The organism is Brevundimonas sp. SL130, assembly GCF_026625805.1.
Taxonomy (GTDB): Bacteria; Pseudomonadota; Alphaproteobacteria; order Caulobacterales; family Caulobacteraceae; genus Brevundimonas.
The window spans coordinates 1890920-1905325 of the sequence record NZ_CP113064.1 but is presented as its reverse complement, the minus strand read 5'-3'; the positions used below and the strand labels follow the sequence as shown (position 1 = coordinate 1905325).

13 protein-coding genes are annotated in these 14406 nt (G+C 65.3%); 9 read left to right on the top strand and 4 right to left on the bottom strand.

What is annotated here, in order from left to right:
- The first annotated feature begins 8 nt into the window (after window positions 1-8).
- Genes OU998_RS09435 through OU998_RS09425 form a run of 3 tightly spaced genes read left to right on the top strand, consistent with a single transcriptional unit; the run spans window position 9 to window position 1494 of the window.
- A complete protein-coding gene (locus OU998_RS09435) occupies window positions 9-242 on the top strand; it encodes a DUF433 domain-containing protein (protein WP_267513131.1) in 234 nt (77 codons plus the stop codon).
- Complete coding sequence (locus tag OU998_RS09430; protein ID WP_267513130.1) at window positions 239-571, top strand: DUF5615 family PIN-like protein; 333 nt, start codon at window positions 239-241, stop codon at window positions 569-571. The genes OU998_RS09435 and OU998_RS09430 overlap by 4 nt, the downstream gene beginning before the upstream one ends.
- Window positions 568-1494: a 2-hydroxyacid dehydrogenase gene (locus tag OU998_RS09425; protein ID WP_267513129.1), complete on the top strand. Its 927-nt coding sequence runs from the start codon at window positions 568-570 to the stop codon at window positions 1492-1494. The genes OU998_RS09430 and OU998_RS09425 overlap by 4 nt, the downstream gene beginning before the upstream one ends.
- A 14-nt stretch (window positions 1495-1508) precedes the next feature.
- On the opposite strand, the gene OU998_RS09420 is transcribed toward OU998_RS09425, so the two are convergent.
- Window positions 1509-1907, bottom strand: coding sequence for an EF-hand domain-containing protein (locus OU998_RS09420; RefSeq protein ID WP_267513128.1), 399 nt, complete (start codon window positions 1905-1907; stop codon window positions 1509-1511).
- 117 nt (window positions 1908-2024) lie between these two features.
- Here OU998_RS09420 and OU998_RS09415 point away from each other — a divergent pair, with 117 nt between their 5' ends.
- The 4 genes from OU998_RS09415 to metH all read left to right on the top strand — a co-directional run bounded on the left by OU998_RS09415 (window position 2025) and on the right by metH (window position 7882).
- Complete coding sequence (locus OU998_RS09415; RefSeq protein ID WP_267513127.1) at window positions 2025-2999, top strand: ArsR/SmtB family transcription factor; 975 nt, start codon at window positions 2025-2027, stop codon at window positions 2997-2999.
- On the top strand, window positions 2999-3952 hold the full coding sequence (metF, locus tag OU998_RS09410; protein ID WP_267516754.1) for a methylenetetrahydrofolate reductase [NAD(P)H]: 954 nt from the start codon (window positions 2999-3001) through the stop codon (window positions 3950-3952). Before OU998_RS09415 ends, metF begins: the two co-directional genes overlap by 1 nt.
- Window positions 3952-5046: a homocysteine S-methyltransferase family protein gene (locus tag OU998_RS09405; protein ID WP_267513126.1), complete on the top strand. Its 1095-nt coding sequence runs from the start codon at window positions 3952-3954 to the stop codon at window positions 5044-5046. The genes metF and OU998_RS09405 overlap by 1 nt, the downstream gene beginning before the upstream one ends.
- A 169-nt stretch (window positions 5047-5215) precedes the next feature.
- Window positions 5216-7882 carry a methionine synthase gene (metH, locus tag OU998_RS09400; RefSeq protein ID WP_267513125.1) on the top strand — a complete coding sequence of 889 codons (2667 nt, stop codon included), beginning with the start codon at window positions 5216-5218 and terminating at the stop codon, window positions 7880-7882.
- 43 nt (window positions 7883-7925) lie between these two features.
- Here metH and OU998_RS09395 read toward each other — a convergent pair whose 3' ends face one another.
- Window positions 7926-8507: a hypothetical protein gene (locus tag OU998_RS09395; RefSeq protein ID WP_267513124.1), complete on the bottom strand. Its 582-nt coding sequence runs from the start codon at window positions 8505-8507 to the stop codon at window positions 7926-7928.
- Between the two features lie 144 nt (window positions 8508-8651).
- The gene (locus tag OU998_RS09390) at window positions 8652-11753 is read right to left on the bottom strand and encodes a TonB-dependent receptor domain-containing protein (RefSeq protein WP_267513123.1); all 3102 of its coding nucleotides are present in this window, start codon (window positions 11751-11753) and stop codon (window positions 8652-8654) included.
- 318 nt (window positions 11754-12071) lie between these two features.
- Between OU998_RS09390 and OU998_RS09385 the strand changes: the two genes are divergently transcribed.
- Together OU998_RS09385 and OU998_RS09375 are read left to right on the top strand one after the other, a co-directional pair.
- Window positions 12072-12599, top strand: coding sequence for a hypothetical protein (locus OU998_RS09385; protein WP_267513122.1), 528 nt, complete (start codon window positions 12072-12074; stop codon window positions 12597-12599).
- Window positions 12600-12816: 217 nt separating this feature from the next.
- Window positions 12817-13719 (top strand): MBL fold metallo-hydrolase, encoded by a 903-nt coding sequence (locus OU998_RS09375; protein ID WP_267513120.1) that lies wholly within the window; start codon window positions 12817-12819, stop codon window positions 13717-13719.
- On the opposite strand, the gene OU998_RS09370 is transcribed toward OU998_RS09375, so the two are convergent.
- A complete protein-coding gene (locus tag OU998_RS09370) occupies window positions 13716-14402 on the bottom strand; it encodes a DUF1499 domain-containing protein (RefSeq protein WP_267513119.1) in 687 nt (228 codons plus the stop codon). The two genes, OU998_RS09375 and OU998_RS09370, sit on opposite strands and share 4 nt — an antisense overlap.
- Between the last annotated feature and the right edge of the window lie 4 nt (window positions 14403-14406).

The following is a 14406-nucleotide window of genomic DNA, read 5'->3' as shown; positions in this document are numbered from 1 at the left end:
TGCGGGACATGAGCGACGATCTTCTGTCCCGCATCACTATCGAAGACGGCAAACGCGGCGGTCGGCCCTGTATCCGGGGCCTGCGTATCGCGGTGCACGACATTCTCGGCTGGCTGGCGTCCGGGATGACCGAGGCCCAGATCCTTTCCGACTACGAAGAACTGGAAGCCGACGACCTGCGGGCCGCCTTGACCTACGCCGCGCAGGCGCTCGATCATTCGGTGGCGGCCGCTGCGGCTTGAAATTCCTGCTCGATCAGAACCTGCCCGTCCGCCTGATCGATGTGATCGCCGCATTCGATCATGAGGTCGAACACGTCAGATTGATGGGGCTGGCCACGGCAGGCGACCGGGAAATCTGGGCCTTGGCGGCGTCACGAGGCGCGGTCGTCGTCAGCAAGGACAAGGACTTTCTTTTGCTGGCGCAGCGTAACGCCAGCCGTCAGCCTCTGGTCCGCCTCGACCTCGGAAACTGTTCGAACGACGAACTCTACGCCATCGTGCGGCGCGACTGGCCCCGCGTCGTCGCCCAGCTGACCGCCGGCGAGGCCATTGTGGAGGTCCGACCATGACCCAACGCCCCGCCGTTCTCATCATGCAACGGCATCTCGCCCCGCTCTCGCCGATCCTCGAGAGCGCCTATGACGTCTATCGCTTCTGGGAAGGCCCGCCCATCGAGGCCGCCCACGACATCCGCGCCCTGATCGTCGCCGGCAAGGCGCCGCTGGACAAGGCGCTGATCGAACAGCTCCCCGCCCTCGACCTGATCGCCTGTTTCACCTCGGGCTACGACGGGATCGACATCGACTGGTGCCGTGAGCGCGGCCTGCCCGTCACCCATGCGCCCGGCGTCAATCATGAAGACGTCGCCGATCACGCCCTGGGCCTGATCCTGGCCGCCCGTCGTCAGATCGTCTCGGGCGACCGCCAGGTCCGGTCCGGCGGCTGGACCGCCGAGACCCGCAGCATCACTGCTTCTATTGCCGGCCAGAAGCTGGGCGTCGTCGGCCTGGGCGCCATCGGCAAGGCCGTCGCCGACCGCGCCGAGGCCTTCCGTATGGCGGTCGCCTGGTGGGGCCCCCGCCCCCACGAGGTCGAATGGCCCCGCGCCGACAGCCTGCTGGCCCTGGCCAAGGCCAGCGACATCCTGGTCGTCGCCTGCAAGGCCGACGACACCAGTCGCGGCCTGATTTCGCGCGAGGTGCTCGAGGCCCTGGGCCCCGACGGTCTGCTGGTCAATGTTTCGCGCGGCCAGGTGGTCGACGAAGACGCCCTGATCGCCGCGCTGAAATCCGGCGCCCTGGGCCAGGCCGCCCTGGACGTCTTCATCGAGGAGCCGACCGACCCTTCACGCTGGGCCGATGCGCCCAACCTGGTGCTGACGCCCCACACCGCCGGCGCGACGACCGCCGGGGTGCAGGGCATGCTGATGCTGCTGATGCAGAACCTTCAGGCGCATTTCGCGGGTCAGCCGCTGAAGACGCCGGTCGCGTGATCAGTCTGGCCGTTTCAGTCGGGGCGTTGCGGACGGGGACGTTCATCCGCTGTGACGACGCCGTCGCCGTTTTTGTCCATGGCCTTGAACATCGCCTCTGCGCCGGCCTCCATCTCCGCCTTGGAGATCAGGCCGTTGCCGTCCATATCGGCGCGGCTCAGCATCCGACCGCCGGGCGAAGCCGCCAGCTCCGAAGCGTTGATCGCACCGTTATGATCGGCGTCGATGCGATCGAACATCCCAATCATACGCGTCTTCATGTCGGCCAGGGTCTCGCGCTCCGGCGGACGCATTCCGCCCATCGGCGGGGGCCCCGACATCTGCCCGCCCATAGGCGGCTCGGGGAAATCGCTCTGCGCCAGGGCCGGACCGGCGGCGAAAAGCACGAGGGAGGAAATCAGGAGGCTGCGCATAGAACCACTCCAAAGGGATTGCAGGGTCTTTAACGGAGGACAGAAGGTTTCCCGTCGCACGATGTACGAGGTCGTTTTTCCTTGCCAAATCATATAAGGATATCTTTATATGACCACATGAACCTGACTGCGGACCAGACTGTCGAAGCCCTGCGCGCCGCTGGCGAACCCACCCGTCTGCGCATCCTCTCCCTGCTGGCCAGCGAAGAGCTTTCGGTCATGGAGATGTCGCGGATTCTCGACCAGAGCCAGCCGCGCGTGTCTCGCCATCTCAAGCTGATGACCGACTCGGGCCTGATCGAGCGCTTTCCCGACGGCGCCCGCGTCTACTACCGCCTGTCGCACGACGCCCACGCCCGCCGTCTGATCGACACCGTGCTGGACATTCTGGCTGATGACGCCGGGGAAGCCGATCATCGCCGGCTGAGCGAAGTCCAGAAGGATCGCCACGAGGCCGCCGAATCCTATTTCGAACAGATCGCCCCCCAGTGGGACCGACTGCGGTCGCTCTATGTCAGCGAAAGCGCCGTCGAAGCGGCGCTGGAAGCCGCCGTCGGACCCGGCCCCTTCAAGCGCGTCGTCGATCTGGGCACCGGCTCGGGCCGGATGCTGACCCTGTTCGGCAAGAAGGCCAAGATGTCGGTCGGCCTGGACCTGAGCCAGAACATGCTCAACATCGCCCGCGCCAATGTCTCGAAGGCCGGCCTCACCAAGGTCGAACTGCGCCACGGCGACATCTTCGCCACCCGCCTGCCCGCCGCCAGCGCCGATCTGGTGATCGTCCACCAGGTGCTGCACTATCTGGCCGATCCCTTCGCCGCCGTGGCCGAGGCCGCACGCCTGGTCTGCCCCGGCGGCCGTCTGGTGATCGTCGATTTCGCCCCCCACGACTTCGAACATATGCGCGAAGCGCATCAGCACAGACGCCTGGGTTTTGCGGACCAGGAAATCAACGGCTGGCTGACGAACAGCGGGCTGACGCCGTCCGCGCCGGTCGCCCTGCCCCCCGATAACGAAGGCCTGACCGTCACCATCTGGACGGCTGAACGCCGCGTCGCCCCCTCCTTGGCCGAGGCCAGAAAGACCGCATGATGGCCGCCTCCTCGACCAATCTCACCGAAGCCCGCGCCCTGCTCTTGTCGCCGCTCGGCCCGGTCGCCCGCGCCGGATCGAACCGCGACGCCGTTCGCGTCTCGTTCGAATTCTTCCCGCCCAAGACCGACGAGGCCGAGGCCAATCTGTGGACCGCCATCCGCCGGCTGGCGCCGCTGAGCCCGGCCTTCGTCTCGGTGACCTATGGCGCCGGGGGCTCGACCCGCGAACGCACCCACCGCACCGTCCAGCGCATCATCGCCGAGACCTCCCTGCGTCCCGCCGCCCACCTGACCTGCGTCGAGGCCAGCCGTGACGAGGTCGATGAAGTCATCGCCGGCTACAAGACCATCGGCGTCGATCACATCGTGGCCCTGCGCGGCGATCCTCCCGGCGGGGGCGGCATCGGCGGGATCTATCAACCCCGCGCCGACGGCTACGCCAACGCCACCGAACTGACCGCCGCCATCCGCCGCGTCGGCGGCTTCGACGTCACGGTCGGCGCCTATCCCGAGAAACACCCCGAAAGCCCCTCCATCGATCACGACATCGATGTGCTGAAGGCCAAGGTGGACGCCGGCGCCACCCGCGCCGTCAGCCAATTCTTCTTCGACATCGACGCCTTCCTGCGCTTCCGCGATCGGGTTCGGGCGGCGGGCGTGACCATTCCCCTGATCCCCGGCGTCATGCCCGTGTCCAACTTCGCCGGCCTGACCCGGATGTGCAGCGCCTGCGGGACCAGCATCCCCGACTGGCTGAAGGCTCACTTCGACGGGCTGGACGACGATCCCGAGACGCGCCGACTGCTCGCCGCCTCGGTCGCCGCCGAAACCTGCGCCCGTCTGCAGGAAGAGGGCTTCTCCGACTTCCACTTCTATACCCTGAACCGCGCCGATCTGGTCTATGCGATCTGCCGCGTACTGGGCGTGCGTGAAACCAAGGCTGTGGCTTAATGACCTCCCCCCTCACCCGTGCACAACGCATCGCCGCCCTGCATCAGGCGGCCAAGGAACGCATTCTGGTCCTCGACGGATCCTGGGGCGTGATGATCCAGCGTCGCGGCCTGTCCGAAGCCGACTTCCGCGCCGACCGCTTCGTCGCCGCCAACGGCTATGACGAGGCGCACCAGATGAAGGGGAACAACGACATCCTCTGCATCACCCGCCCGGACATCATCTCGGACCTGCACGACCAGTATTACGCCGCCGGCGCCGACATCTCCGAGACCAACACCTTCTCCGGCACCACCATCGCCCAGGAGGACTACGCCCTGGACGCCCAGGCGGTGTGGGACATCAATCTGGAAGGCGCCAAACTGGCCCGCGCCGCCGCCGACCGCTGGACGGAAAAGGAGCCGCACAAGCCGCGCTTCGCCGCCGGCTCCATCGGCCCGCTGAACAAGATGCTGTCCATGTCGTCCGACGTGAACGACCCCGGCGCCCGCAGCGTGACCTTCGACCAAGTCTATGAAGCCTATCGTCATCAGATCCGCGCCCTGAACGAAGGCGGGGTCGATCTCTATCTGATCGAGACCATCACCGACACGCTGAACTGCAAGGCCTGCATCAAGGCGATCAAGGATCTGGAGGACGAGGGCATGGACGCCCTGCCCATCTGGATCAGCGGCACCATCACCGACCGTTCGGGCCGCACCCTGTCGGGCCAGACGGCCGAGGCCTTCTGGAACAGCGTGCGCCACGCCAAACCCTTCGCCGTCGGCTTCAACTGCGCCCTGGGCGCCGACCTGATGCGCCCCTTCATCGCCGAACTGAGCCGCGTCGCCGACACCCTGGTCGCCGCCTATCCCAACGCCGGCCTGCCCAACGCCATGGGCCAGTACGACGAGGAACCGCACGAGACCGCCCACTTCATCGAGGAATGGGCGGCGTCCGGTCTGGTCAACATCGTCGGCGGCTGCTGCGGCACCACGCCGGACCACATCAAGCACGTCGCCGAAGAGGTCGCGCCGCTGAAGCCCCGCGCCATCCCGGAACGGCCGGTGGCCTTGCGGCTGTCGGGGCTGGAACCGTTCGAGATGGTGGCGTGATGGCGACGCGTTCTTTCCTTCTCCCATGGGGAGAAGGTGGCCCGCAGGGCCGGATGAGGGTTCGCCGGTGGGCCAACTCGCACCGCCTATCCCTCACCCTTTCGCGCCAGAACGACGGCTTCGCCGCCGTGCGCTCAAGCCCTCTCCCAATGGGAGAGGGAGGACAGTCATGAGACCCACCTTCATCAACGTCGGCGAACGGACCAACGTCACCGGCTCGGCCAAATTCCGGAAGTTGGTCGTCGAGGGCGACTATTCCGCCGCGCTCGACGTCGCCCGTCAACAGGTCGAGGCCGGGGCCCAGATCATCGACATCAACATGGACGAGGGCCTGCTGGACGGCGCCGTCGCCATGCGAACCTTCCTCAACCTGATCGCGGCCGAGCCCGACATCGCCCGCGTCCCGGTGATGATCGACAGCTCCAAATGGGAGGTGATCGAGGCAGGCCTGAAGTGCGTCCAGGGCAAGCCGATCGTCAACTCGATCAGCATGAAGGAGGGCGAGCAGGCCTTCCGCGATCATGCGATCAAATGCCTGCGCTACGGCGCCGCCGTGGTGGTCATGGCCTTCGACGAGGTGGGCCAGGCCGACACCGCCGCCCGCAAGATCGAGATCTGCACCCGCGCCTACAACATCCTGGTCAACGAGGTCGGCTTCCCGCCCGAGGACATCATCTTCGACCCCAATATCTTCGCCGTGGCGACGGGGATCGAGGAGCACGACAACTACGCCGTCGACTTCATCGAGGCGGTCAAGGTCATCAAATCCACCCTGCCCTACGCCCGGATCAGCGGCGGGGTGTCGAACGTCTCGTTCAGCTTCCGCGGCAACGAGCCGGTGCGCCGGGCCATCCACAGCGTCTTCCTGTACCACGCCATCCAGGCGGGCATGGACATGGGCATCGTCAACGCCGGCGACCTGCCGGTCTATGACGACATCGACCCGACCCTGCGCGAGGCGGTCGAGGACGTGATCCTGAACCGGCCGCAGCGCACCAATGTCTCGAACACGGAACGCCTCGTCGACATCGCCCCCAACTACAAGGGCGACAAGGGCGTCGCCCGCGTTGTCGATCTGAAGTGGCGTGATCAGCCGGTCGCGGCCCGCATCGCCCACGCCCTGGTCAACGGCATCACCGAATATATCGACGCCGACACGGAAGAAGCCCGCCTCTCATTCGACCGCCCCCTGCACGTCATCGAAGGTCCGCTGATGGACGGGATGAATGTGGTCGGCGACCTGTTCGGCTCGGGCAAGATGTTCCTGCCCCAGGTGGTGAAATCCGCCCGGGTGATGAAACAGGCCGTGGCCTGGCTGGAACCTTACATGGAGGCTGAAAAGGCCGGCAAGCCGCGCGAACAGGCGGGCCGGATCCTGATGGCCACGGTCAAGGGCGACGTCCATGACATCGGCAAGAACATCGTCGGCGTCGTGCTCCAGTGCAATAATTACGAGGTCATCGACCTGGGTGTCATGGTCCCGGCCGACCGCATCCTCGACGCCGCCGTCGAGCACAAGGTCGACATCATCGGCCTGTCCGGCCTGATCACCCCGTCGCTGGACGAGATGGTCTTCGTCGGCGCCGAGATGGAGCGGCGCGGCTTCGACATCCCCCTGCTGATCGGCGGCGCCACCACCAGCCGCACCCACACGGCAGTCAAGATCGAGCCCGCCTATCGCCGTGGCTCGACCACCTATGTCGTCGATGCTTCGCGCGCCGTCAGCGTCGTCTCGGGCCTGCTGTCCAAGACCGAACGCGCCAAGAACGAGGCCGCCACCCGCGACGAATATATCCGCATTCGCGAGCAATACGCCCGCGGCCAGGAGGTCAAGGCCCGCGCCACCCTGGCTCAGGCGCGCGAGAACCGCTTCCGCATCGACCCGACCCAGCCCATGCCCGGCAAGCCGGCCTTCATCGGGGTGAAGGCATTCGACGCCTGGGACCTGAAGGACCTGGCCGACCACATCGACTGGACCCCCTTCTTCGCCAGCTGGGAGCTGATCGGCCGCTACCCCATGATCCTGGAAGACGAGATCGTCGGCGAGGCCGCGCGCGACCTGTTCGAGGACGCCAAGCTCATGCTGAAGCGGATCATCGACGAGAAATGGTTCACGGCCAAGGGCGTGGTCGGCTTCTGGCCCGCCCGCGCCGACGGCGACGACGTCATCGTCTTCGCCGACGAGAGCCGGGACGCCGAGATCGCCCGCTTCCACACCCTGCGCCAGCAAATCAAGAAGACGAACGGCAAGCCCAACCTGGCCCTGTCCGACTTCATCGCCGAACAGGGCGACGACTATATCGGCGCCTTCGCCGTCACGGCCGGCCATGGCGAGCTGGAGATCGCCAAACGGTTCAAGGACGCCGGCGACGACTATTCCGCCATCCTGGCCACGGCCCTGGCCGACCGTCTGGCCGAGGCCTTCGCCGAGCGGCTGCACAAGGAAGTCCGCACCCAGCTCTGGGGCTACGCCGCCGACGAGACGACCGGCATCGACGACCTGATCACCGAACAATATCAAGGCATCCGCCCTGCCCCCGGCTATCCGGCCCAGCCCGACCACACGGAAAAGGCCACCCTGTTCCGCCTGCTTCAGGCCGAGGACAATGCCGGCATGGCCCTGACGGAAAGCTTCGCCATGACGCCCCCCGCCTCGGTCTCGGGCCTCTATTTCGGCCATCCGGGCAGCCACTATTTCGGCGTCGGCAAGATCGATCTGGACCAGGTCGAGGACTACGCCCGGCGCAAGGGCTGGGACGTGGCGACCTGCGAACGCTGGCTGGCCCCCATCCTCAACTACGATCCCTACGCCGCCAGACGCGAAACGGCGGCCTGAGCCGAGGCTCAGACCGCCGTTCCATAGTCCATCGTCTGGCCGATCAGTTGGCGGGCGCAGCCGCCTCCAGCCCGACTTCGGCCGGGGTCGCCGGCGGCGTCGTGATGTTGTTCCGAATACGCCGGGCGGCATGCTCGCACCGCCCCGGCAGACCATAGAACAGCCCGAACGACTGGCTCCGCGCCGCCTCGTCCTCGCTGGCCAGCAGCGGCGCCCACTGGGCCTTGGCGGAAGCCGCGGCCTGCTGCGCGGCAGCCTTGGCCTCCGCCGTTTGACGCGGCTCGGCCGCCGCCAGGGCGCTGCGGAAGTCCTGCGCCTCCAGACGGCCCAGACGCACCAGTTCGACGTCCTCCGGCGTATGATCGGTCAGGGTCTCCCCCAGATCCGCATGCCCCGTCACCAGCGCATCGCACCAGGCCACCAGCGGATAATCCTGCGTCGGCGCGCCGCGCGGCAGCGGATTCGCATAGGCGATCGCCTCGCGCACCTTCAGCGCGTCAGCGGTTTCAGCGCTCCGCACGCCGGTGACGATCGGTCCGTCCTGGTCCTGGTCCTGGGCGAAGGCAGGAGCCAGCCCCGACATGAGCGTGACGGTGGCGGCGAGCGCAGCGGCGGTCTTTAACATCGGCATCCTTGATCTTGAGCCCCCCGGCCCGGTCTCAATGCACCGTAACGCTTGAGCACCCGAATGGTTTTTCTACGGCGCAAAAAAAGAAGGGCGGCGAACCCGAAGGTCCGCCGCCCAAACTCTAGTGGTGAATATGCGGGCTTAGAAGCTCGCGGTCACGCTGATGAAGGCGTAACGGCCCATCGCATCATAGACTTGCGGATAGGTGTTGTTATTCCCCGTGGTGCCGACCGAGTAGGACAGCGGCGGATCGTTATCGAGCACATTGTTGACGCCGCCACGCAGGGTGACGTTGTCCTGCAGCTGCCACGACCCGTTGAGATCGAGGTAGTGCTGCTCTTCCAGAGTGCTGTCCAGACGGGTCGTGGAGCCGGAGTCGATATCGACCGCGGAAATGTAGCGCCACGTGGCGCCCAGATTCACACCATCCCACGGCGTGCCCCAGGACACCGAGGCGCGGTGACGCCATTCGGGCGAGGCGGCGATGCCGTTGGCGGCGCAGGTGTTGCCGAACTTGCCGGCGCAATCGAACACCGAGTTGGCGAAGCCCAGGCCGGTGTCGGTCTCCAGGCTTTCCAGCCAGGTGCCGGTGAAGGAGAAACCGAGCGTGCCGAAGCTGGCCGCGCCGAAGTCGGCGAGGTCGATGTTGTAGCCGGCGTTAAGGTCGATGCCCGAGGTCTTTAGGCCCCCGATGTTGGTGTTCAGATCGACCACCACGCCGTCGCCGGACCACAGCGAGCCGTTGGCATTCCGCTGGATCAGCTCGCACGCCTGTTGCAGACCGCCCGTGTAGCAGGCGTTCAGCGTGTTGGCGGCGCCGATCGACGAGATCAGATTGGTGATCTCGATGTCGAAATAGTCAACCGACATGTTGAAGCCCGGCAGGAAGCTGGGCGTGAAGACGATACCGAAGGTCGTCGTCTCGGAGTCTTCGGGGTTCAGTTCGGGGTTGCCGCCTTGCAGGTAGTTGTACTGGCCGGCGGGGCTGGTGAGGAAGCCATTGTTCGCCTGAGCGGATGTGACTTGCCAGGGGTTCGAACCGATACAGGCGCTCGACGAAGCGGTGCCATCTTCGCCCGGGTCAGTGAAGTCGCAGGGATCGTCATCCAGGTCGAACAGATTGAAGCCCTGCGCGGTGAACAGATCGATGACGTTCGGCGCACGCGTCGCTTGCTGATAGCTGGCGCGGAACCGGATATCCGAAACTGGGGCATAGTCGAGGCCCAGCTTCCAGGTGTCGGTCTTGCCGCCCAGCGCATAGTCAGAGGCGCGATAGGCGCCGTCCAACGTGATGGACTCGGCGAAAGGCAAGCCTTCGACGATCGGCAGTTGGAATTCGCCGAACAGGTCGTAGGTCGAGTTCGCGCCGCCAAGGCCGATGGTGGCGCCGCCTTGACCCGCGCCGTCGCCGGTCGAGTAGGTCACGTCGGTTGTCAGATCCAGGGCGTCACGACGGTATTCCATGCCCAAGGCCAGCTTCAGGCCGCTTTCAGCCCAGGGCGAAACAAGGCCCTTGTCGGTCAGATCGCCGGTGACCGAGGCCGTCACGACCTGCTGCTCGGTATAGCCGGACATGACCAGCGGCACCTGCACATAGTCCAGGGCCTCCTGGGTCACGCCATCGCGACGGAAGAGGTTGTAGGGCACGCAGTTCGGGTCTGTGCCTGTACCCCCTTGAGCGAGCGACGCGGCCGACCGACAGGTAGCAACGCCATCGACATCGATAACGTCGAGGGCGCGCGTCAGACGGGAGACCGAGAACTCGTTGCGATAGATCTGGGCCAGCCGGACCTTGGAGTACTGGGCCGAAACCTCATAGCTCCAGGCGGCGTCCAGCTCGCCACGAATCCCGATGACGCCGCGATAGGACTCATAGTTCAGGTGCGATTGACGACCACCGCCCTCGACGTTGCGTCGCAGGATGTACAGCGGGCAAGGATCAATCAGATCATCTCCGGTTCCGGTGCAGGATTGCACCCCGGCCGCCGCCGCGATCTGAGCCAAGGCCTGGGCCGACGTGCCGCCGCCGGCGATCACGCCGTCGATGAAGTCCTGGACCTCATTGTCGGTGGTGTCCGGATCGTCGATGATGTCGGCGACCAGATCGCTTTCGCAGATCAGGCCCCGCTGTTGGGTCGACATCAGCGGGTTGTCGCAGTTGATCGTGGCGGTGTTGCCGAAGTTGCCCGACGGCGCAATCTGAGCCACCGACTGATAGTCGTTGAACATCAGCTGGGCGAAGGCCTCGATCTTGTCGTTGACCTGATAGTGCGCGAAGGCGCCCAGGTTGTAACGCTCGTCGGGGCGTTGGTAGTAGTTCAGCGGGCCGAAGTTATAGGCGTCACGCGCGGCCACATACGGGACGAAGTCATTGTTGGCGTCCAGCGTATAGGCGTAGTTGGCGAAGTCGGTGAACTGACCCGGATACGAAGTACCGGAACCGCCGCAGGTGAAGCTGTCACCCGCCGTATTCTGCCCGCCGAGCGAGCAGGCCGCGTAATCGTAGTCGCGGCCGAGAACCTTGTTGTTTTTGCGATAGCCGGCATAGGCCGTGATGTTGCCCTTACCGTCAGGCGAGCTTACGCCCATGATGGCGGTGATCTCGCGGCTGAAGCCGGTCTGAACGTCGTCGTCGGGCATTTGGTACTGCGCCGGGTTGGTCGCGGCCCGTCCCTCGATCACCGAGCGAAGGTTGCCAGGACCGTCATAGTCGTTGTGGTGCAGATATTGGCCATACTGGGCGGTGATTTCGAGACCCTCGAAATCCTTCTTCATGATGAAGTTGACGACGCCTGCGATAGCATCCGAACCATAAACGGCCGAGGCGCCGCCGGTCAGGACTTCGACACGCTCGACCAGTTGGGCCGGGATTTGGTTGAGGTCGGCCGCCGCATCCAGCGGCGAACCATACGGCATGCGCTTGCCGTCGATCAGCACCAGGGTGCGGGTCGAACCGAGGTTGCGCAGCGAAACCGTTGCGGTGCCCGTGGCGCCGTTGGACACGGTCGAGTTTTGCGCGGCGAAAGCCTGGGGCAGTTGGGTGACCAGGTCTTCAACGCGGCTGACGCCCGACTCGCGGACGTCCTCAGCCGTGACCTGTGTCACCGGGCTGGTCGTGACAAGGTTGGCCTGACGAATGCGCGAACCCGTGACGACGATCTCTGAAACGGTGGCGCTCTCGTCCTCGGTCGATTGAGCCATTGCGGGGGCCGCCATGCCAATAGCGGCGAAGCCCGCGATCATGGTCGACGCCAAAAGACGCCTACGCTGGTTCTGTGCTCTCACGTTGATAACCCTCCAAGGTTCAGGTCGCATCGGCCCCACGGCACGAAGACATTGTTTTTCGCCCCACTCCGTTTCCGACGTGACACGAACAACAAAGTGTTGACCCGCATTTCACTGGACCGCCATGACAATTGCATATTGGCCACCCCATTGTGGCAGGACTGTCGCAAATCAGCCACGCCATGGACACCGACGGTGCAGAAGTGCAAAATCCGCTGGACATAGCGCCGTCAGTGGAGAAATTTTTCCGACTTGCCGGGTATTGAGGGCCGTTAGATGCGACAGATTATGGCTTTTTCGGCGTATTTCACGATCACGCTCTGCTTTAGCGGAAGCGTTTTCGCTGCAGGTTATCAGGATCGCGCAAGCAGCCTCGACGAAGTCGCCCGTTGCCGCTCGATCACGACGGACGCTGCTCGACTGGCTTGTTTTGACAGAGCTGTGGCTGCCTTGGACGCGGCCGAACGGACGGGGGAAGTGGTCGTGCTCGACCGGGCGCAGGTCCGGGAGACGAATCGGCAGTTGTTTGGATTTGAGATCGTCAATCCGTTCGCCGGCCGACCAAACCTGGATCAGGAACCGGCGTTGGATTCGATCGAAACAACACTGGCGGCCGCCACCATTTCCAGTGAAGGCAAATGGATATTCAGATTGGCGGACAAGTCTGAGTGGCGACAGATCGACTCAGGCGACGTTCGGTTCAGAAACCGCGCAGGCGAAAATGTCCGCGTTCGCCGGGCGTCTCTCGGCAGCTATATGTTGACGATCGGAAACAGTCGCGCCGTTCGCGTTCGACGTCAGTAGGCTATTATCGCTCCACCGCGACCCGGCTCGCGTACGGCGCGGGCTCCGGCGTGCAGGAGGCCGCAACCAGTTGCGCCGCCATGAGACAGATCACGGCTGCGACGACGGGCTGGAGCCGATTTGAGACAGCGAAGGTGATAGAACGGGCCATGACCGGCGCTCCAACAGAGGTTACCTAGGCGTTAAGGCAAGGCGCAGGCCAGTGGAGCGAGCGACAGTGATTCCTTTCGTGCGTGATTTCGACTTCGCCTATGGACGCCGGGACCAGGTGTCCCCGCTCGTACAGCGGGTGATCGCCGACAATCCGGGGCCCTTCACCTTCACGGGAACGGGGACCTACGTCGTGGGTCGGCCAGGAACGGGGGCGTCCGTCGCGGTAGTCGATCCCGGACCACTCGACGATTCGCATCTCAGCGCCCTGCTAGCGGCTGTTGAAGGGCGGACGGTCAGTCATGTTCTGGTGACCCACACCCATCGCGATCACGCCCCCCTCGCCCACCCCTTCGCAGAGCGAACAGGCGCTAGGATCCTGGCGGCGCGACCGCCGACGCGCGAAACCCACGCCTCAGGCGCCTTGGACGAAGACGAGGACGCCGACTTCGCGCCCGATGTCGTGCTGACGGGCGGCGAGTTGATCGGAGGGGACGGCTGGACGATGGAGGCGGTTTTCACGCCTGGCCACGCCTCGAACCACATGGCGTTCGCTCTGAAAGAGGAAAACGCCCTGTTCAGCGGCGATCATGTCATGGGTTGGGCGACCAGCGTCGTCGCGCCGCCGGACGGAAACATGCGGGACTATATGGCCAGCCTGGACGCCGTGATCGGCCGGGATTTCGCAACCCTATGGCCGACGCACGGTGCACCCGTGACGGATCCTGCGCCCTTCCTGGCGGCCTATCGGGCGCACCGGCTGGAGCGGGAGGACCAGGTGAGGCAACGGCTTATGGCCGGCGACCGCACAGCCGCACAAATGGTCCCGGCCCTGTATGCCGCGGTGGACCAACGGCTTTGGCCGGCGGCGTCGCTGTCAGTCCTCGCTCACTTGATCAAGCTGGTGGAAGACGGCGCGGCGACGGTCGCCGGCGAACCTGGACTCCACGCCGAATTCCGTCCCGCCTAACGAACTTCCTCTTCCAGCGCGGCGACGATCTTGCCCATCAGGCGACAGGTCGCGCCGCCGTCGGGTCGGGGATCGCGCGCAGCGACGCGAATGTCTGTGCGGCCGGGCCGGATGCGGATCACGGCGTCATATGCGAAGCCGAACCATGCGCCTTCATGAACCCCTTCCACCTCGAAGGTTGCGGCGCGAACCACAGGGAAGCCGGCGTCGACCAGGGCCGAGACCGCCTGTTGCGCCAGCACTTGGGTCGGGATCGAGCGCGCGGCAGGGCAGGTCTCCGGCCCTGTCACGGCCGAGACGCCAGGGTGTAGATCCGCCAAACGCCTATAGGCCGGTGGTTCGGCGACATGGGTGCTGATGTCGCGCGGCGTCGGTTCGGCCAAGCGTAGGCCCTGATACAAGAAGACGCCCAGGGTCGCGCCGGCCAAGACTATGGCGATCGCGGCGTAGATCCAATGCCGCCCCAAATCCCTGAGCGTCAGAACCGCCACGATCAGAGCAACGACACATCCGACCCAGGCCAGGCCCCGCGCCACCGTCCAGGTCAGCAGATCATAGGTGATCGCCCGGTCCACCCCGCCGAACAGCGTCGCCGCCATCGCCGCAACCACCAGCACCATCGGCGCCGCCGTCAGCGCCGTCAGCCAGGGGATCAGGGCGGGAACGGGCTTGATCGACGGCATCGGC